The following is an 18,440-nucleotide window of genomic DNA, read 5'->3' on the forward strand; positions in this document are numbered from 1 at the left end:
AATATCAGGATCTTCGAGATGCAATTCCTTAGCTTCTTCATACAACTTTATAGCTTCTCCATAAAGAAGAATTTTCATTAGAACCATTAGTAGCAATACCTAGATTACGCTTAGCTTTACCTAAAGCCAGTAAAATATCAGGATCTTCGACGCAATCCCTTAGCTTCTTCATACAACTTTATAGCTTCTTCATAAAGAAGAATTCTCTCATTAGAACCATTAGTAGCAATACCTAGATTATGCTTAGCTTTACCTAAAAGCCAGTAAAATATCAGGATCTTCGGACGCAATTCCTTAGCTTCTTCATACAACTTTATAGCTTCTTCATAAGGAAGAATTTTCTCATTAGAACCATTAGTAGCAATACCTAGATTATGCTTAGCTTTACCTAAAGCCAGTAAAATATCAGGATCTTCGGGACGCAATTCTTAGCTTCTTCATACAACTTTATAGCTTCTTCATAAAGAAGAATTTTCTCATTAGAACCATTAGTAGCAATACCTAGATTACGCTTAGCTTTACCTAAAGCCAGTAAAATATCAGGATCTTCGGGACGCAATCCCTTAGCTTCTTCATAAACTTTATAGCTTCTTCATAAAGAAGAATTCTCTCATTAGAACCATTAGTAGCAATACCTAGATTATGCTTAGCTTTACCTAAAGCCAGTAAAAATATTTGGATCTTCGGGACGCAATTCCTTAGCTTCTTCATACAACTTTATAGCTTCTTCATAAGGAAGAATTTTCTCATTAGAACCATTAGTAGCAATACCTAGATTATGCTTAGCTTTACCTAAAGCCAGTAAAATATCAGGATCTTCGGGACGCAATTCCTTAGCTTCTTCATACAACTTTATAGCTTCTCCATAAAGAAGAATTTTCTCATTAGAATCATTAGTAGCATTACCTAGATTATGCTTAGCTTTACCTAAAGCCAGTAAAATATCAGGATCTTCGAGATGCAATTCCTTAGCTTCTTCATACAACTTTATAGCTTCTCCATAAAGAAGAATTTTCATTAGAACCATTAGTAGCAATACCTAGATTACGCTTAGCTTTACCTAAAGCCAGTAAAATATCAGGATCTTCGGGGACGCAATCCCTTAGCTTCTTCATACAACTTTATAGCTTCTTCATAAAGAAGAATTCTCTCATTAGAACCATTAGTAGCAATACCTAGATTATTCTTAGCTTTACCTAAAGCCAGTAAAACATCAGGATCTTCGGGACGCAATTCCTTAGCTTCATACAACTTTATAAGCTTCTCCATAAAGAAGAATTCTCTCATTCGGATCCTTAGCTTCAACACCAAGATTAAAATAAACTTGACTTAGAAAAATTCATAGAGCTATCTCACCTAGATAAGAAGAAATCTCTTGTAGCAGTTCCTTTCTATCTTTTAAAGACTTGCTTATCAGACTAAGAATAGATTCTAAATCTTTTCCTTCAACAGCTTTTAATTGTGAAGATAACGTATCGTGGTGTTGCACCTTCGCCATTAATAATAATTTGTAAAATTTCTATTGCCTTCATTAACGTGTTCCTGGTTCTTTTAGACATATTCTGGTAATGTCTTCATGTTCTGAATTATTAAGATATCCTTTCCAGCTGCTTCGCAGCTTCTTTCAAAACTACCATGATGTTTAGCTCAAACGCAGCCACTACAACCTTTTTTCTAAATCATATAATCAAATCTGTCGATCACCTAGTATATTGCTTTCTGATGAAACCAGATAGTTACTCTTATTTAATAATAAATAGACCTTGAATTAACGCTTTAAGGCCTTGGCTTCGTTTGTTTATCCACTGTAATAGTGTTTTGCTGTTCTATACGACGACTATCATGTAGTCAATTGATTGTACAGTTTCTTGTAATTTATTGCATATTTCCTCTATGGATTGGTATTGCCCTCTGTGAATTGACCCAACTTTTCCTTATCAATGGTGTTAAACCATTTGTGTATTACATGCTCGAACACTTCCCATCTACCCCCTCGTTTAGGCTAATATCAGCTCTAATCTTTCGGCAATTACTCGGATCTGTTTACTACTATATCAACTTTTAACACAAAATTAACACTATGGCTAGTTAAATTAGAAATATATAATTTTCTCCTGAATTGCGGGTTTCTTTTCTTGGAACATCAACGATATTTAACATGATAGCTTTATTACTCCTATTCATCTTAAGAAGAAGTGTGACACCCCCATTACTTTGACAAACCGAAGCGTACATACTTAACGTCCTAATATCTTTCCTTAATTATGATCTTTAAGTAAGTGCGATTTGCCAATATAACCGACTGGAAGGAATAGTGATTTTGCTTCTCACAGTTAGAAATAGAATAACATGTAAGACTTTCTGCTGATTTCTTAAGGATGTAGTGGGAACTCTCTTTGCCTTTTCAGCCCGTAGACTTCATAAAAGAATTTTGTAATGATACTCCCCGGCCCAATAACTCTCCCTTCTCGTATACTAACACTGCCCCTGTATCATGAAGAAAGCTTATACATGCTACTATGATATTTTGCTTCTCAGATCTTAAAATGGCAGGATGATAAAATAGCCCTTGTCTTACTACTTGCTTTCTGGGTCCATCGGGACTTATATCTCTCGATTTGAACTCAGCAATCACTGAAATCGCCTCAGAATCTTTTTACGTAGAAACAGTATTAAATCCGCATATCCTCGACCAGCTGTAGGCCCAATGTAATAACTCACATATATCTTTTACAACATAACATTAGACACCACAAGCTAAAAGCCGTGCTGTGCCGCTTCTGTTTTATATCTTCGGGATTCATATCAATTTTACGATATAACCCCCCAAGACACTTAAATAGTTTCTCTACTCTTCAACATCTTGAACCTCTCTACCACCAGGCTCTTCCTGCCCTTTAAGATTTCTCCCAGTAAATTTGGTTGATCGTGACCAACTTCACCAACATTCTAACTCATTTGACCCATCCTTCAAATTCAAATTTAGCTTCACCATCAAACATTTAACAAACAAAAATCCACTGTTAAATTTGTAAAATCAAAATCCCATTGTGCTGCACTAACAACTTCACCCCACAAATTAGTGTAAGGCAAAAGCAGCAACTCCACCAATAAGAGAATAAAGAAAAACAACGACTTACTAGTAGAGTTAACCTTAGGAATTGTTTTTGCCGTTCCTCATTTTCCCCCTTCACAGGATTAAGAGCCCTTTCTAGTTCATTGTAGATAACATTATCTTCTTCATCCTTTTTCCGGTATGTTCGACGCGGCTTGCGATTTATCACGTTGTTTCTCAGGTAAATTAAACCACTCTAAAAAACTTTCAACTACTTCCTGCTTTTCCATCTCGCATACCACTAACTTACCAAAAATGAGCGCAACTATTCAAGATGATATCAGTTATTTCTTCTACATTATCAAGTAACATCAATTCTCGTGATTTGTTGATTTTTCCTGATTTTGAGGAAAACACAAATTCACAAATTCATCAACCAATTCCTCGCTACCTTGAACAATAAGACTAACACAAATACCGCACCCCTTAGAAGAGAATAACTCTTCCATTAATCTCTTTCTTTTTTCCTCATCAGGAAGGCATTTTTCAATAATAAGTTTTAAATCCAATCTATCCTTTCCATTCCAAGAAGTTACTAATGAGTAAATATTATTCCTAATATAAAAAATTATAGCTTGCTTTTCTTCAAGGGTAAAAAGAATCGAAAAGTCTTTTAATGTTATCTTCACTTAGTTGAAATAAAACAGTAAAACATTTTTTTTTCTAATCCGTTAATACGCTGCAAACCCTTATCTTCTTTGAGATCTAAAAATCCTATAAAAAGTTGCTCATCCTCTTTTGCAGCAATGTCCAACAACAGACGCTGATAATCGCGCTGTAACAGATCATCAGGCACTTCCTCCAAAAACAATTGTGCTTATGATTTAAAAGTAGCTTAAAAATAATAAGGAAATCCCTTTTTATTCTGGAAGAATCAAACTCCCTGTTTTCTACTTCTTGAAGTAGTCGATCAAAATATTAGTATAATTCATAGTCGGCTCAGTATTAAAACAATTTTACCTGCAACAACTACTGCTAAATTTACTAAAACTCCTCCCAAATTTTCTGTTTGTTCTTCTGTTAATCCGCAAGTGGGTAAATTATCTAAAAAGTATTTTATTGCTGACTCAGTTCCATATTCTACTGCTAACTCAAGCCCAGATATGTAATCTACTACTCCCATCACACTACCAATCGTAGAAGCCCAGAATTTTGCCAGATGTGGTACATCTCTCTTTTCACCATACTCTCCTTTTCTTTTCTCCTAAACTCCCCATGACTTTTCTACACAATCTTTAAGACAATAAAGACACGCTAGCTCGTACATTTGCTTAGCACCTAAAAGTCACCATCTATGAGAGATTTTGCTGTTTTTTTTATCAACCATTACATCTTCCGTCCAACGCAAAAATCTTTCCCAGACAAAACACTACCTAAATTTGAAACATCGAAAAAATAAATATGCTGCTCGAACCACTCTAATACTTGCAGATATGAGGGTCTAATTAATTCCATCAATTTAGTGCTTCCTGATGGATCCTGTTCTTGCTTTACAGCACTTGGCAACCCCTGCGTTACTTGAACAGCCTTCTCTTGATGGCTCTGGCTTTATGCTATCAGATATATCTTTCATGATCTTTTATAGATGAACTCAATTCGCGATTCTTCTAAAGATTTAACTTCTTCCTTCAATTCTTCAAGTAGTTTGACTGAAAGACCCTGCTTGTTTATTTTCACAATGAGCCAATCCATAAGCGTAATAACACAACCCTTCATAAATGGAGTTGATAATTCTTGTTTAGTAACTTCCGAACTAATTCTTACTTCCTCTGAGCAGCTCCCTGAAGACTGTGTTTTGGCATATAAACCCCCTTTTATTTTAACACTCGCATTAGCTTACGTTCATTATGATAGTAAAAAATCAGTAAAACAAGTATTTTTATGAAAGAAACAATTGTTTTAATTGGTATATATTTCAATACTCTTTATTATTAAATTAATAATACGATCATTTTGCTTAATGAAAACAACCACCGTGAGAACTAGTTTTCTTGGAATGCATTGGTCTACCGCTAGATCCGTGCGAACTTTTATTTATAATAATTTTACTATATCGCAAAGTCAGCTATTTTAGCCTACTTTTGCCACATTTAGGTACGAACTGATTTGCCTAACTTTGTTGTAACAATTTTACGCTTTTATTTTTGAAACACCCCTTTACGTAAAAAAGCTCTCACAAATATACGTACTATTTTATGTTTTTAGAAAAAGTCAATAATTAGATTTTTTGTGATGCTAATTGGCTTACATTTTTATTGAAAATATTTTTTTAAAAAGTGGTTGACTTATAGTTTAGCTGTCTTATGCTAGTATTAGCATGTTTGTTATGTAATGTTTATATGTTACATGATAGTATTAATATGGAGGGTAAAATGGACTTTTCTCAATATGTCGAAGGTGACGCTTTTAGCATTATCTCACACCACAATAAATACAAGCGAATTGGTAATCTTTTTACGGAGTAGGACATACATTACAAAGCTTTCTTTACGGTATTGCAATATTGATGACACAGATGCAGAGGTCTTAGCTGGTGGGAGTCTTTCACATCTTACTTTACTTAACTTAAATAGTAACAATATTGGTGACAGAGGTGCAGAGAACTTAGCTAAAGATAATCTTTTAAATCTTACTTCACTTGACTTACAGTTTAACAAAATTAGTGACGGAGGTGCAGAGGCCTTAGCTGACGGTAATCTTTCAAATCTTACTTCACTTAACTTACAGTCTAACAATATTGGTGACGGAGGTGCAGAGGCCTTAGCTGATGGTAATCTTTCAAATCTTACTTCACTTAACTTACAGTCTAACAATATTGGTGACGGAGTGCAGAGGCCTTAGCTAATGGGAATCTTTCAAATCTTACTTCACTTAACTTAAGTGGTAACAATATTGGTGACGAAGGTGCAGAGGCCTTAGCTAACAGTAAGCTTTTAGGTTGTACTAAAATTAACTTAGATGGTAACAATATTGGTGACAAAGGTGTAGAGGCCTTAGCTAACAGTAAGCTTTTAGGTTATACTAAAATTAACTTAGATGGTAATATTGGTGGCCAAGGTCCAAATGGCTTAGTAGAGTTCTTAGCTGGCGGTAAGGCTTTAACTCTTGCTTTACTTAACTCAGATGGTAACAATATTAGTAACAATATGAAGGACTTAGTTAACGTACCAAGAAATAGACAGGGATGGACTTCTTTACATTATGCTGTTAAAAATGGCAATGTAGGTAAAATAAATGATCTAATAAAAGGAGGAAAAAATGTTGATGCACAAGATGAACAGGGATGGACTCCTTTACATTTGGCTGCTACCGGAAGTTATACAAAGGTAGTAAATGCTCAAATGTACGGGGATGATATTCATGCTAGAGAAATCGGAAGTGAGGAACCTATATATATTAAAGCATGCAAAAATATTATAGAGTCTTTCCTAGACAAACTATTAAACATTAAAGTAGTAGGAGCTTTAATAAAAGGAAAAGCAGAGATTAATGCAAAAGATAATCAGGGAATGGCTCCTTTACATTGGGCTGTTAAAGTTGGTCATATAAATGTAGTAAATGGTCTAATAAAAGGAAAAGCAGAGATTAATGCAAAAGATAATCAGGGAAGGACTCCTTTACATTGGGCTGCTCTAATTGATCGTACAAGTGCAGTAAAAGCTCTAATAAAAGGAAAAGCAGAGATTAATGCAAAAGATAATCAGGGAAGGACTCCTTTACATTTGAGTATTCAAATTGGCAGGACAGATGTAGTAAATACTCTAATAGACAAAAAAGCAGAGATTAATGCAAAAGATAGACAGGGAAGGACTCCTTTACATTTGAGTGTTCAAATTGGCAGGACAGATGTAGTAAATACTCTAATAGACAAAAAAGCAGAGATTAATGCAAAAGATAATCAGGGAAGGACTCCTTTACATTTGAGTATTCAAATTGGCAGGACAGATGTAGTAAATACTCTAATAGACAAAAAAGCAGAGATTAATGCAAAAGATAGACAGGGAAGGACTCCTTTACATTGGGCTGCTAGCAAAGGTGGTATAGAGGTAGTAAATGCTCTAATAGAAAAAGGGGCAGATGTTAATGCAGTGAATAAGTATGGAGATGCACCTCTGCGTTTTGCTGCTCGAGATGGCCATATAGATATAGTGAAAGCTCTAATACAAGGAGGTGCTAATGTTAACGCAAGAAATAGTGACGGTACTCCATTACATACAGCTTATGGCCATGAAGAGATAGTAAAACTTCTAATAGAAAAAGGGCAGATGTTAATGCAGTGAATAGTAATGGAGATACACCTCTGCGTTTTGCTGATCGAAATGGCCATATAGATACAGTGAAAGCTCTAATAAATTACGTAACAAAACTAGAAGCTGCTGATCTGTATGTTAGTCAAAAGAACTTAGAAGAAAAGAATAGATTGATAGGTGATTTGCACGATCTACACAGTAGTTATCCACAACATCTTCAAAACTGTAAAAAAGAAGTCAAAAAGATTGAAAAAGAAAGTCAGGAACTACATTCCTTTTTGAAAAAAAGTGATATTAATGAACTAATTAGTGTGTGGGAAAGGAATGCAGACATACAGAATCAGATTGATAATCACGATAACCTAAAAGAGCAATATCCAGAATACGCTCATATTTTAATTAATAAAGCTAATGAAGTGAAAAAAGAAATTTTTCTGCACAATCATAAGCCGCTAATTGATGCTTTATCAGCACATTATAAATGTGATATAAAACAATGACATTTGCTGGTATAGAAAACTTTTTTAAAGTTGTTCACAGGGATGATTTTAAAGAAAAGCTAGGAAATGGAGGAATAACTCTGAAAACTTTGTAGATTTAAAAATGTTAAAAAGAGATGATGTTCCTAAGTTAGGAGTAATTGCATTTAAGCATGGGTGTCAATTAAGTGAACCAAGGGTAACAAGAGTAATTGATCAGGCTCTTTCTCTCTAATAGGATCATTGAGCAAACTGTGGGTTCATGGTAGGAAAAAATTGACCTTACCCAAGAGAAGAAGAAAGAAAAATTTTCATAATAAAAGTGTTTTTTTAGAAGGAGCAGTAATGACACAAGGAAATTGGGACTCTGACAAAAATTTTGCAGGGTAGCTTGTTATATAGCTAAAAAGAACCAAATAGCAGATTCACAATGTCAGTGAAGTTTATGAAGTTAGAATGGGTATAGAAGGAAAGAAAACACAGATCTCTAAAAATATCAAAGTTAGAAAATTATTCTTGCATTAGTTTTTTATTTGTGCTATGTGTTGTACATAACATCTTTGTAGAATGGGGGGGTATGTTAACTAGAGATATTTCAAGTCCTGAGCAGGTTTTTAGTGGAGCAGAAATAAGCGAAAAAAAAGAGCTATTAAAAAAGCTAGAAGAGAAATCAAATACTCGACAAGGGCAGTCAGAAATAGGCGGATCGTTTGATGATCAATATGAGTTGATTATAGAATATCTGTTGCAGATTCCACCATCTAATGATCGGTTAGAAATTTTACGAAAGCAAGGACATTCACAGAGTAACATAGATGAAATGCTTAGTCAGGGGGGGATTCTTGGTATACTCAATCAACCATATCGTCATTTCGAAGTTATAATAGTCCACCGTCTTTAATGGATAGTAAACATTCACTGAGTAAACAGGTACCTGTTTGGTCCGCTTTTAGATCATAATCTCACAGAAAGTCAAAAGAAGTTAAACATAGAGTTACTAAATGTTTTAAAGTATCTAGAATGGCATGATGAAGGTGCTCTTTTGATTATGATAATGGTCAGATCGATGAGCTTGAAGAATTTTTAAAAAATAATAGAGGCAATCCAGATCTAAAAGCCGTTCTAAATGTCAAAAGAGGAGAATCTGGGTCAACAGTATTGCATGCGATTGCGGGAGCTCATATAGGTGCATCTTACCGTCAAGAAGACCGACCTATAAATTTACTCTTAGAAGCAGGAGCCAGTCCAAATATACAGGATGATAAAGGAGAAACACCTTTGCATCGCGCTTCTGCTATGGGCTATGATAAAAATATATATTCTCTCTTAAGGGGAAATGCTGACCCCAATATATGTGATGGACAAGGGAAAACTCCACAACAAACTGCAGTTGATAATCATAATTACCATGTTGAAAGGTGTTTTTTTACTGACAATCAAAAAAAGTTGCGAAAAGAATTAAATAATATACTTAATGAACATCGCTACAAAGAAGGCAATTTAGGCTATATTGTTACACTCACTCTATTTCAGTTTCTCAAAGATCTAGAGGAGTTTTTACATGAACATAAGAATAATAAAGACCTAAAAGTAGTTTTAAATACTCGGGACATAGCAGGAAAGTCAGAAGTGCTGGAACATGTAAAAAATGCTTTTCCGGCTTTCAAGCTGCTGATGAAATAAAGAAATTACTTTTGGAAAGCGGGAGCAAAAGAGTTCACGTATGAAAGGAAAAATGCTTACCTAAATCTGGGGTTTTGTGGGGTAATATAATACCAGCTCAGAAGGAAAAGCTAAGTAGATCCTTAGGTATTTTATCTGAAATTCAAGACATAAATCAATTGGAAAAATTCGTGAAGATAGCTATCAAGTCTGGAGTGCGACTTAATTATCGTTTCACCGTTCCTTCACCTTTTGAAGGTTATAGTTTCACAGATTATGTGATAAAAAGAATTAGTGAATTAGAAAAGTATCCTAAAGTTGCTAGTGGTATAATATGTCAATTGGTATCAAAAGGAGCAGTGTTTGGTAGCCCAGAGAGCATTGATGTAATTGATGAACTGGGATTAGAATGCAAAGATCACAAAGCCAATATGATAAAAGCTTTGAAGGTTACATTAATGATGCCCATAGGTTTATTAAAGTTGCGAAAAGTGCAACCACTAGTAAATTGAATGATATAGCAATAGGTAATACTACTCTTTACTTAGAATATTCGGAGGAGAGCAAAATAGATATTGCAAAGATCACCGATGGAGCGAGAAGTTTATGGTTAACTCATGAAAATGCAGGATATGAAAGAAATATAGTAAAGATTGGTGAAAGTGAGGTGGAAATTATAACGCAAAATGGTAAAAGGCATTACACAGACCTTACAGCCAATAGTAATATAGCATTGATTTTCTGTACCTCTTTTGGAGAATTAGAAGTTAGATTGTATTCTGATAAGCAAAATGAAAACAGGATTAGGGTAGAAGCAAGAGATCAAGGGATGTTGAAAAAATAAAAGATTGTGGAGAAGAAATAGGAAAAATTGCTCACTTGGTTATCACTCAGTTTATGATGCTATTGAACGTGGGTACTTCGAAAAGCCTGCTCCATCTTCAAGAATTGTCCAGGAAGAAAAATTACAAAATGGTAAATGGGCAGATCAAGTACGATATACAAGAAAAAATGGAGCACAAATTCGATAGTACTAAGCTTTGTAGACAAAAACGTTGGTATGGTTTTTACTGCTTCAAAAAGGTTTTACTTTTTTTTTTATTTTAATAATAATATTTTTAGGAGGGTTTATGCACACATCTAAACTTACTGCAGCAGAGAAAGATTTAAATAGCAAGCTATTTTATGCTGTAGAACAAAATAACCTTGATAAGGTTAAAGAGCTTATTAGAAATGGGGCTGATATTCATGCTAGAGAAATTAGTAGTAAAAAAGCTATACACATTGCTGTTAAGAAAGGGAACAAAAATATCGTAGAGTTTTTCTTAAATGAAGGGATAAGCGTTAACGATACCAATAACAGCGGTTGGACACCTCTACACTATGCTGCCTTTGGTGGTGAGTTGGAAATAGCAAAACTTTTGGTTGCTGATGGGGCTAATGTTCGTGCTGAAAACGCTTATGGTCAAAAGCCTATAGATTTAATTCATTATGGTAAAGATGATGGATATAAAGGCATTATGGAACTTCTTCTAAATAAAAGAGGAGGAAAGGTTAATGATATTGATAAAGAGGGTTGGACACTCCTACACTATGCTGCCTTTAATGGTAATTTGGAAACTGTAAGGTTTTTAATTGACAAAGGAGCTAGCATTCATACTAAAAACAATCGACGTGAAACGCCTTTAGATCTCGCTAGAGAAGGAGGAAGTACGGAAGTTGTAAATATGTTAAGCAGTATAAATACAAAAGTGACAGATGTATCGGTATCTCAACTCTCTATACCAAGAAAAAGGACTGTATGAATTGATATAAGCAAAAAAGGGAGGATGTTTCTATAGGTTATACACGTCAAGTTATTGTTAAAAATAGCAGTAGGACTAACGGAGGTAATTCTTAGTTAATAGTTTAAGAAATCTTCTAAAGAGGTTATCTTGTTGTTTATGATTTTTTGAGCATAGCCTTTTATGCTAGATTCAAAGAAGACTGAATAGGCTGCTCCACACTTTCCACTTTTTCTAGCTTCGTGCTGGGCTTTAGCACATTATACAACGCAAAGCTCAGACACACCAATCCAGCTATTCCCACAACCGCTGCTATTACAGGCATTTTCATGATATACAATGCAACACCGCTTGCCAATAACACTGCACCAACAACACCAGCTACAATTGGTTGAATTGCCTTTTTGATGATTTTCGTCTACAGAATTTCCTTTACTATCAAAATATAGTTCAGTTGGAGATGGGATATCAGGCTCTTCTTCTGTTAAAGCATTTTGAGCTTTCTCACTGGTTTCAAATATTAGCTCGCTATCTTTATTAATATCTCCACGCAATTGAGCTGTAGCTTTACTTTCCCATGTTAAATTATCTGTCAACTTCTCTCTTGATTCTGTATCAGTTTTGATTAATTTTCTTTTATGCTTTATTTCTGTTAATGATTTTCCGTTCTCAGCACTTCTAGATTTGCTATGAGAGCACGATTGCGTTTGATCTCTTTTCACAACTTCAGTAAAAGTGGTTGTAGAAATACTGGAACTTTGTGTCTGATCTATATCATCTTTTGTTAAAATATTTTTAGCTTCTTCACTGCTTGCAAGCATAGGTTCATGTATTTCAAGATCTTCACAGTCTTTATTGATATCTTCACAGCTAGTTTCAGCATTACCACTTACAGGTTTAACTTCTATATTAAGACTTTCTTTAAATTCCTTGAGAGTTGCTACAATTTCTTTACAATTTTGTTTATTAGCATAATCAATTAGTGTATAGCTTATCTTCTGGCTATTTGCTTTTTCTTTTATCATTTTCTGGTCGAGGATTTCTTTCAAAATACCGTTTTCTTTAGAAACTTCTAAAACTGCCCTAACAGCTTTGCTATTTTTCTCTGAAATACAGTATGCTAGTACCGTGTAGGTTGTTTTTTGAACACCCAGAATTTCTCCGGTTAATTCGTCATTCAGAAGATCTTTTAAAAATTTTCGTTTTGCTGCTTCTTGTAAAAACGTCTCAAAAGCTTGATTATTCTTAAGAGATATAGCATAACACGGTAGCGTAAATACTCCCTTCCTCCCTTCTTCACTATAAGGTATTTTTGTTGTTAAAATTTTCTGTAATGTATCATCATTAAATTTTTCAGCAATGCTATTCTCATTTTTCGTCCTTCTCCAGAACATAAAGGACTTTTTTTCCCTAGATTTTCTATTTCTTGCTTCAGAGTATCAAACTTACCTTTCTCTTTTTCTGTTAATCCACATAATTTATCAGTACGCTCTTTTTTCTTTACTGGCATAGTATTTCCCTTCGTATAATGTTTGTTTTATAAGTTAGTTGCGTTAATAACGTATTAATTGTGTGATTTTTAAGACGCTAATTTGTAAAATTTTTCCATTTGCTCACTCCATAGCATCGGTATTTCCCTTAAATCAACTAACCGCAAATTACTCGGTTGTCTCCCATTTACTATGTCTTCTTTGATCTTTGGTGCTAAATAATTTAATCTTAAAATTTGTTGTATACGTCTTGTACCTATATTAATTTTAATGCTCAGCTCTTTCACACTTCTATATTTTCCTTCCTCTAGTTGACGTTTCCAAAGATGGGCTCTTACCACTGCTTTCAGTAGCGCATTGTTTGTTTTTCCTTCTGGCTCCACTACTGTGCATTTGTTTCCTTTCTTCTTTAAATTCATTGGTATAAATTTTTCCTCTGACTCAGAACACACCTCTATTCCATCTTCTCTTACCCACACTGTTTTTATTAATTTCTTCACTGCTTCTTTCTGTTTTCCAAAACTTAAATTTTCCCATTTTTCTTTTTTTGCCCCTTTTTCCCAATTCTCATATAAGCATTCCGCTCTCTTCATTACTTCTTTTTCCACTTCTCCGGCTACTACTGTTCGGTTCATCGACTTGCAACCTTTTCCTCTGAAATGGTTATTGCATATATAATATCGATACCTTTTATTTTCTTTTTTTGAGTATGTCAGCGTCATGTTTACTTTGCAGCATCTGCATCTTATCATCCCCTTTAGTAGCGCCTCTTCATATTTTTTGCCTCGATATGGCTGATTCTTTATTAATTCCTGTGCCTTTTGCCATTTTTCTTCTTCTATTATTGCCTCATGCTTTCCTTTATACTGCTTCTCATAATGCCGTATTTTTCCCATATATATCGGATTTGTTATTATTCTCCTCACTGTGGCCTTTTTAAAGATATCTGATTTTGCTTTCGTTCGATATCCTTCTCTGTTTAACTCTCTTGCCAATTCTGCCATTGATCTCAGCTCCATATATCTCTCAAATATATGCTTTATTACTTTTGCTTCTTTTTCATTTATTATTAATTCCTTCTCTTTTACATCATACCCTAGTGGCACATTCCCTCCCATCCATAATCCTTCCTCTTTCGATGTTGCTATTTTATTTTTTACTCTCTCTACTATCATTTCTCTTTCTAGCTGTGCCGCTCCTGATAACACTGTTTGTACAAATTTTCCCATTGGTGTGTTGTTATCAAATATTTGCGTCACTGCTACAAAACTTATCCGGTGCCTTCTAAAAAATGACGTTACTTCTATGCAATCCTTCGTTTCCCTTGATAACCTGTCCAACGTGTATACTACCACGCAGTCTACCTCTCCGGCTTTTACATCTTCAAATAATTCCTTTATCGCTGGTCTATTTAAATTACTTCCTGAATAGCCTCCATCATCATACCTTTTGGCTAATGCTACCCACCCTTCTCGGCTTTTTATATATTTTTTACATGCTACTCGCTGTGCATCAAGACTATTAAACTTCTGCTCTAGCCCGTCTTCATTTGATTTTCTCGTATATATCGCACACCTTACCTCTTTTAGCATTCTCAACTTACCTTTTTATCACGCATCCCAAATAATAAAGGACCGTTGTAGCTCATTCCCATTATTTTTCCGGCTACCGCTGATAATGACGTAAAAAATTCTTCTCTGTAGATTAAACCCTTATCTGTTACCATCACTGCATGCGTTTCTTCACCTCTTTCTAATATCAACTCCGTTCCTACTGCTGGCAGTTTATCGCTACTTATCCTTTTTCCCTGTTCTAGCCGATCTGCCAGGTATTTTAGTCTTTTTGCTCCTTTTCTTGATATTTCTCCATACGCTTTCTCCTGCAACCTATACGCCAATCTTGGTATCAAATATTTCTTTGAGTTTCTAGGCGCTTCTTCCACAAAGACCTTCCTCCATATTTTTCTCAGCTCTTCCAACGCTTTTTTCTCTAAATTCAATACTTTCTTTTCTATTCCTTCCATCCTAGCTTCTGAATTTAAAAAAAAGTTGCGGCTCATAGCACTTTTTCATCCATAGTTTCTAGCTCTTTCACCTCTTCTTTTGCTACTATCACGCCTGCTGCTGTACTTTCCGATACAACTCTTATTCTTTCTATAAATTCCCTCTGTTTATTTGCCATTTTTACGTTCTCTAACACTTCTTTTATCTCTTTATTATTTCTCACATAATCCATTGGGGTCTTGCCAAATTTATCTTTTTGTTCCACATTCCCTCCCGCTTTTACTAGCTCTTCTACTATTTTTATCTCTGCTACCATGCACGCAAGGTGTAACGCGGCAAATTTGCTACTTCGTTCCACTGCGTTTACATCGACTCCTGCCTTTATCAGCTCTTTTGTATTTTCTAGACGTTGCCCCATCACTGCTAGGTGTAGTGGTCTATATTTCCCGGCATCTGCTGCATCTACATCTGCTCCCTTTTTGATTAATAATTTCACTTTTTTCGGATCTGGCATTCCCACCGCGTAATGTAGTATCGTCCTTCCTTTTGTGTCTTTTTGTTAATATTTTCTATTGAGTTATCTAATACTTCTTTCCACGACTTATTAAATTCTTCTCTTTCTTTCTTTACTAAATTTTACCATAAGTTCCTCAGCTATTAATGCAATATAAAGTGGCTCCAATTTGGCTCACTTTGGCGCTTAGCAAACTTTGTTTGTTTACCAGCTACTTTTTCACTTAGGGCTATTTTGGCATAAAAGCAAGTTTTTTTTACAAAATATACACATTTTTTCAGCATATTATATTAAGATATAAATCTATATATTTAATCTGTTAAATAATAGCAATTCCTCTCCTGCTGTTGCCAGCTTTTCTCTTCTATTTTTTCCATATATTTAGCCTCTTATTTCCTCACAAAAAGTCTGCAAACATCTACAGCCCTTTCCTCCACATCATTTAGCTTCTTTCCACCATTTACCACCTGCTTTTCCGATACCTTACTTATTTTTTCCATTAACTCCCTCTGTTTGTTCACTATTTTTCCTCCTTTTTTCTTTAATACCTCCCTTGTCTCTTCATCACTTGCGTAATACATTGGGCTAAATCCTGATATACTTACCAGGTTTATTTCTGCCCCTGCTTTTATTAACTCTTCTACTATCTTTTTTCCACCTACCATACACGCTAGATGTAGTGCCGTATTTCCATCTTCTTCGGTTGCGTTTATATCTGCTCTGGCTTCTATTAATTCTTTTACGTTTTCCAGACGCATTCCAAGCGCTGCTGAGTGCAGTGGTGTATAACCTTCGTTATCTCTTGCATCTACATCTGCTCCTTCCCATATCAGCCAGTTTACTTTTTTTCTCGTCGACATTTTTGCTGCTCGGTGCAACATTGTTTCACCGTTTTCATTTTTTCTATTTATATGCTTTTTAGACAATTTGCCTGCAAGCAACTCTTGAAATAATTCATTAAAATCATCCCTTTCTTCTTGACTAATCCACATGATGTACCTCACTATAAAACTTCCTAACTTCTAGCGTTTGGTAAATCTTTTTTGTTTACCTACACCTACCTAATTTATAGCTGTTTTGGCATGAAAAAGCAACTTCTTTTTTTCAAAAAACACACATTTTTACCGAATATTAATGTAGTGTATGAAGATATAAGTATATGTATTTAACTCATTAAACATACGACCTGTTTTTCTTCCCAACTTCTGTTCAAATGTCGATGTTCGTGCCATGTTAGTACACCTGGGTAAAACACTAAAATGTACCTTTCTAACTCATGTATTGAATCCTTTTGCTCTGAATCTAAATCGCTTTCAAAATGAACATTGTGTTCTGCTAAACCAAATCTTATAACTTTCTGGTTGGTAAAATCTTCTACCTTGTAGTGGTGAGTAACGCTAAACCTTTCTAAAACTGGTTTATATTTTAAATTCCACAGTTGTTCAGATAGTTTGCTACTTCCCAATAAAAATTTATCCCCTTCCTCTTCTATACTAGTAACCGGAAAACATGCGTTTATTTCCCCTAAGTTCCAGCTATCTGATAATACTATTTGTGCCTTAGCAAACTTAATTGCCGGTAATAAGCCCTGTGGTAGCGGATATAGCGCTTTGAAGTTATACCACACATGATTCCTTTCATAAATACCGTTATAGTTCTTAGTATGAGGCTCGGTTTCTCCAAGTATTGCTACATCTAGGCGATATATATCATTGCTCAAAGCTTGTTCATAATGATTGCGTAGATAGTTCTCTATAATCCTAACAACTGGACCACTAGACCTGAAAAAATTTACTCTCCCAAATGATAACACTGGTCCATCTTTTTCGATCTTTGTACCAGAGTAGTCTGATAATAAGCTGCCAAAAAAGCTTTCATCTAAAATAAATCTTCCAATATTATAGTGGTCATTGAAAAGCCTCATTAGCCTCGATCTTGCTGGCAATGATAGTTTTGCTAGTTCTACTACTGCATCCACGAAGAAGTCGTTCGGAACATCTCTTATCCCTACCTGCAACTCAAAAAAGTGTTTTACCGGGTGGCTCTTCAATGATCGTAATATCTTCTATATTTGCCCACTTTAATGCTATTTTCAGTGAGGCAGGTGTGCCACGCAGTCTTTGAAATTTTATTCCTTCTCTTATCGCCTTTCCTTTGTCTTTTACCCAACGCAGAATTTCCCCCAATCCATATTCTTCTATTATCCACGGTAGTATTTCATCTTTAGAATTAAACTTAAATCCTTTTATCCTGCTTGGATCAACTTTGTAATCGATAGCCTCTACTATGGCTCTTTCTTCTTTTGTGCTATTAGGTGGAAGTAACATTAGCTTTTGCCCATTAATTCGATTTCTAGCTTGCCTAAACAAACGCACTCATTCCCCAGTACCACACACACAACATCTTTTCTTGGCTCTATTAATTCCACGTTTTCTACCCCTTCTACAAATAGATTTGCTATGATCCATGATTTTGTCACCTTCCATCCCAATCTTTTCGTTGCTTCAAATTTTTCGATAAATTTCTTCTTCACCGTTTCAATAATATCCGGTCTTTTAATGCTAATTTTGCTGTGGATATCTATTTCAATAATATTGCAACCAACTACTGTTATCGTATCTGTCAATACCCTTATATCATCCCTGGTGACTCGCTTTCTTACAATATCAAGTAGTTCTTCAGATGCTATGCCATTTGTGGATAACTCCGTGGATAAAATCGAGATCTCTACACTCCCTGGCACTTTTGATTCAACCAGCGCATCCTTTACTCTTCTATCTGCTGAGAGTGCATGATATCGATAATGTTCTTTACTTCCTCCAGTTGACCAGCCTTTTATTTTTGCCTTGATTCTTTTTCTAAATCGTTCATCTTCTTCTCCATCTTGCCTCTCTGCTCCATAAAACTCAGCTAAATTATCAAGTTCTTCCCCTCTTGCAAACTTCAGTAAGTTGCTCCTTGCCGCTTCGTTTATTCTTTCTCTCAGCAAAAGTTCTCGCCATGCTGCTACCTCTAAAATCTTTATTGCTGGGTCACTTTCTACTAATGCCGTAAAACTTTCATCACGACTTACTAATTCTTCTTTCATCCGGGAAAAAATCTCTTCAAAGTTCAGTGGTTCGATAATATTTGGCTGCTCCATC

28 protein-coding genes and 2 pseudogenes are annotated in these 18,440 nt (G+C 35.0%); 11 read left to right on the top strand and 19 right to left on the bottom strand.

The window, feature by feature from the left end; translation table 11 throughout:
• Window positions 1–37 precede the first annotated feature (37 nt).
• From J4T77_RS07030 to J4T77_RS03480, 11 genes are all read right to left on the bottom strand, one after another.
• Window positions 38–172 (bottom strand): hypothetical protein, encoded by a 135-nt coding sequence (locus J4T77_RS07030; protein WP_255717903.1) that lies wholly within the window; start codon window positions 170–172, stop codon window positions 38–40.
• Window positions 138–425: a tetratricopeptide repeat protein gene (locus J4T77_RS03435; protein ID WP_233641144.1), complete on the bottom strand. Its 288-nt coding sequence runs from the start codon at window positions 423–425 to the stop codon at window positions 138–140. Before J4T77_RS03435 ends, J4T77_RS07030 begins: the two co-directional genes overlap by 35 nt.
• Window positions 389–559: a hypothetical protein gene (locus tag J4T77_RS03440; protein ID WP_233641145.1), complete on the bottom strand. Its 171-nt coding sequence runs from the start codon at window positions 557–559 to the stop codon at window positions 389–391. The genes J4T77_RS03435 and J4T77_RS03440 overlap by 37 nt, the downstream gene beginning before the upstream one ends.
• Window positions 560–652: 93 nt before the next feature.
• On the bottom strand, window positions 653–1,018 hold the full coding sequence (locus tag J4T77_RS03445) for a tetratricopeptide repeat protein (RefSeq protein ID WP_233641146.1): 366 nt from the start codon (window positions 1,016–1,018) through the stop codon (window positions 653–655).
• Window positions 1,019–1,077: 59 nt separating this feature from the next.
• The gene (locus J4T77_RS03450; protein WP_233641147.1) at window positions 1,078–1,269 is read right to left on the bottom strand and encodes a hypothetical protein; all 192 of its coding nucleotides are present in this window, start codon (window positions 1,267–1,269) and stop codon (window positions 1,078–1,080) included.
• A 70-nt stretch (window positions 1,270–1,339) separates the two neighbouring features.
• Window positions 1,340–1,498, bottom strand: a complete 159-nt coding sequence (locus J4T77_RS03455; RefSeq protein WP_233641148.1) for a hypothetical protein — start codon at window positions 1,496–1,498, stop codon at window positions 1,340–1,342.
• A gap of 906 nt (window positions 1,499–2,404) precedes the next feature.
• Complete coding sequence (locus J4T77_RS03460) at window positions 2,405–2,635, bottom strand: hypothetical protein (RefSeq protein ID WP_233641149.1); 231 nt, start codon at window positions 2,633–2,635, stop codon at window positions 2,405–2,407.
• A 791-nt stretch (window positions 2,636–3,426) separates the two neighbouring features.
• On the bottom strand, window positions 3,427–3,744 hold the full coding sequence (locus J4T77_RS03465; protein WP_233641150.1) for a hypothetical protein: 318 nt from the start codon (window positions 3,742–3,744) through the stop codon (window positions 3,427–3,429).
• A complete protein-coding gene (locus J4T77_RS03470) occupies window positions 3,741–3,920 on the bottom strand; it encodes a hypothetical protein (RefSeq protein WP_233641151.1) in 180 nt (59 codons plus the stop codon). The genes J4T77_RS03465 and J4T77_RS03470 overlap by 4 nt, the downstream gene beginning before the upstream one ends.
• 123 nt (window positions 3,921–4,043) lie before the next feature.
• A complete protein-coding gene (locus J4T77_RS03475; protein ID WP_233641152.1) occupies window positions 4,044–4,241 on the bottom strand; it encodes a hypothetical protein in 198 nt (65 codons plus the stop codon).
• A 443-nt stretch (window positions 4,242–4,684) separates the two neighbouring features.
• Window positions 4,685–4,831, bottom strand: coding sequence for a hypothetical protein (locus J4T77_RS03480; RefSeq protein WP_233641153.1), 147 nt, complete (start codon window positions 4,829–4,831; stop codon window positions 4,685–4,687).
• A gap of 630 nt (window positions 4,832–5,461) precedes the next feature.
• Between J4T77_RS03480 and J4T77_RS03485 the strand changes: the two genes are divergently transcribed.
• The 11 genes and pseudogenes from J4T77_RS03485 (at window position 5,462) to J4T77_RS03530 (ending at window position 11,311) form a co-directional block, all read left to right on the top strand.
• Window positions 5,462–5,956, top strand: a complete 495-nt coding sequence (locus J4T77_RS03485; protein WP_233641154.1) for a leucine-rich repeat domain-containing protein — start codon at window positions 5,462–5,464, stop codon at window positions 5,954–5,956.
• A gap of 44 nt (window positions 5,957–6,000) precedes the next feature.
• Window positions 6,001–6,090 (top strand): annotated as a pseudogene (locus tag J4T77_RS07270) (hypothetical protein); the annotation flags it as partial.
• Between the two features lie 171 nt (window positions 6,091–6,261).
• A complete protein-coding gene (locus J4T77_RS03490; protein ID WP_233641155.1) occupies window positions 6,262–7,395 on the top strand; it encodes an ankyrin repeat domain-containing protein in 1,134 nt (377 codons plus the stop codon).
• On the top strand, window positions 7,392–7,865 hold the full coding sequence (locus J4T77_RS03495) for a hypothetical protein (protein ID WP_255717904.1): 474 nt from the start codon (window positions 7,392–7,394) through the stop codon (window positions 7,863–7,865). The genes J4T77_RS03490 and J4T77_RS03495 overlap by 4 nt, the downstream gene beginning before the upstream one ends.
• 222 nt (window positions 7,866–8,087) lie before the next feature.
• Window positions 8,088–8,234, top strand: coding sequence for a hypothetical protein (locus tag J4T77_RS03500; RefSeq protein WP_010962492.1), 147 nt, complete (start codon window positions 8,088–8,090; stop codon window positions 8,232–8,234).
• A 187-nt stretch (window positions 8,235–8,421) separates the two neighbouring features.
• On the top strand, window positions 8,422–8,745 hold the full coding sequence (locus tag J4T77_RS03505; RefSeq protein WP_233641156.1) for a hypothetical protein: 324 nt from the start codon (window positions 8,422–8,424) through the stop codon (window positions 8,743–8,745).
• A 257-nt stretch (window positions 8,746–9,002) separates the two neighbouring features.
• Window positions 9,003–9,527, top strand: coding sequence for an ankyrin repeat domain-containing protein (locus J4T77_RS03510; RefSeq protein ID WP_233640957.1), 525 nt, complete (start codon window positions 9,003–9,005; stop codon window positions 9,525–9,527).
• A 74-nt stretch (window positions 9,528–9,601) separates the two neighbouring features.
• Entirely contained in the window at window positions 9,602–10,018 is a 417-nt protein-coding gene (locus J4T77_RS03515; RefSeq protein ID WP_233640958.1) for a hypothetical protein, read from the top strand.
• Window positions 10,015–10,350, top strand: coding sequence for a hypothetical protein (locus tag J4T77_RS03520; protein ID WP_233640959.1), 336 nt, complete (start codon window positions 10,015–10,017; stop codon window positions 10,348–10,350). Before J4T77_RS03515 ends, J4T77_RS03520 begins: the two co-directional genes overlap by 4 nt.
• Before the next feature lie 4 nt (window positions 10,351–10,354).
• Entirely contained in the window at window positions 10,355–10,537 is a 183-nt protein-coding gene (locus tag J4T77_RS03525) for a hypothetical protein (RefSeq protein WP_233640960.1), read from the top strand.
• A gap of 99 nt (window positions 10,538–10,636) precedes the next feature.
• Window positions 10,637–11,311 carry an ankyrin repeat domain-containing protein gene (locus J4T77_RS03530; RefSeq protein WP_223823112.1) on the top strand — a complete coding sequence of 225 codons (675 nt, stop codon included), beginning with the start codon at window positions 10,637–10,639 and terminating at the stop codon, window positions 11,309–11,311.
• A 239-nt stretch (window positions 11,312–11,550) separates the two neighbouring features.
• Here the strand turns inward: J4T77_RS03530 and J4T77_RS03535 are convergent, their stop codons facing one another.
• From J4T77_RS03535 to J4T77_RS03570, 8 genes and pseudogenes are all read right to left on the bottom strand, one after another.
• Window positions 11,551–12,684, bottom strand: a complete 1,134-nt coding sequence (locus J4T77_RS03535; RefSeq protein WP_233640961.1) for a WD_0033/WD_0034 family tandem repeat-containing protein — start codon at window positions 12,682–12,684, stop codon at window positions 11,551–11,553.
• Complete coding sequence (locus J4T77_RS03540) at window positions 12,609–12,800, bottom strand: hypothetical protein (RefSeq protein ID WP_233640962.1); 192 nt, start codon at window positions 12,798–12,800, stop codon at window positions 12,609–12,611. Before J4T77_RS03540 ends, J4T77_RS03535 begins: the two co-directional genes overlap by 76 nt.
• A 69-nt stretch (window positions 12,801–12,869) precedes the next feature.
• Window positions 12,870–14,372: a recombinase family protein gene (locus J4T77_RS03545; RefSeq protein WP_190321318.1), complete on the bottom strand. Its 1,503-nt coding sequence runs from the start codon at window positions 14,370–14,372 to the stop codon at window positions 12,870–12,872.
• A gap of 2 nt (window positions 14,373–14,374) precedes the next feature.
• Window positions 14,375–14,803, bottom strand: a complete 429-nt coding sequence (locus J4T77_RS03550) for a DUF2924 domain-containing protein (protein ID WP_015588926.1) — start codon at window positions 14,801–14,803, stop codon at window positions 14,375–14,377.
• Between the two features lie 32 nt (window positions 14,804–14,835).
• A complete protein-coding gene (locus J4T77_RS03555; RefSeq protein ID WP_233640963.1) occupies window positions 14,836–15,297 on the bottom strand; it encodes an ankyrin repeat domain-containing protein in 462 nt (153 codons plus the stop codon).
• A 389-nt stretch (window positions 15,298–15,686) separates the two neighbouring features.
• On the bottom strand, window positions 15,687–16,289 hold the full coding sequence (locus J4T77_RS03560) for an ankyrin repeat domain-containing protein (protein WP_010962484.1): 603 nt from the start codon (window positions 16,287–16,289) through the stop codon (window positions 15,687–15,689).
• 173 nt (window positions 16,290–16,462) lie between these two features.
• Window positions 16,463–17,624, bottom strand: a pseudogene (locus J4T77_RS03565) (phage tail protein).
• A complete protein-coding gene (locus J4T77_RS03570; RefSeq protein ID WP_233640964.1) occupies window positions 17,624–18,439 on the bottom strand; it encodes a baseplate assembly protein in 816 nt (271 codons plus the stop codon). The pseudogene J4T77_RS03565 and the gene J4T77_RS03570 overlap by 1 nt, the downstream one beginning before the upstream one ends.
• Between the last annotated feature and the right edge of the window lies 1 nt (window position 18,440).

It is taken from the genome of Wolbachia endosymbiont of Drosophila innubila, from assembly GCF_021378375.1.
Classification (GTDB): domain Bacteria; phylum Pseudomonadota; class Alphaproteobacteria; order Rickettsiales; family Anaplasmataceae; genus Wolbachia; species Wolbachia pipientis.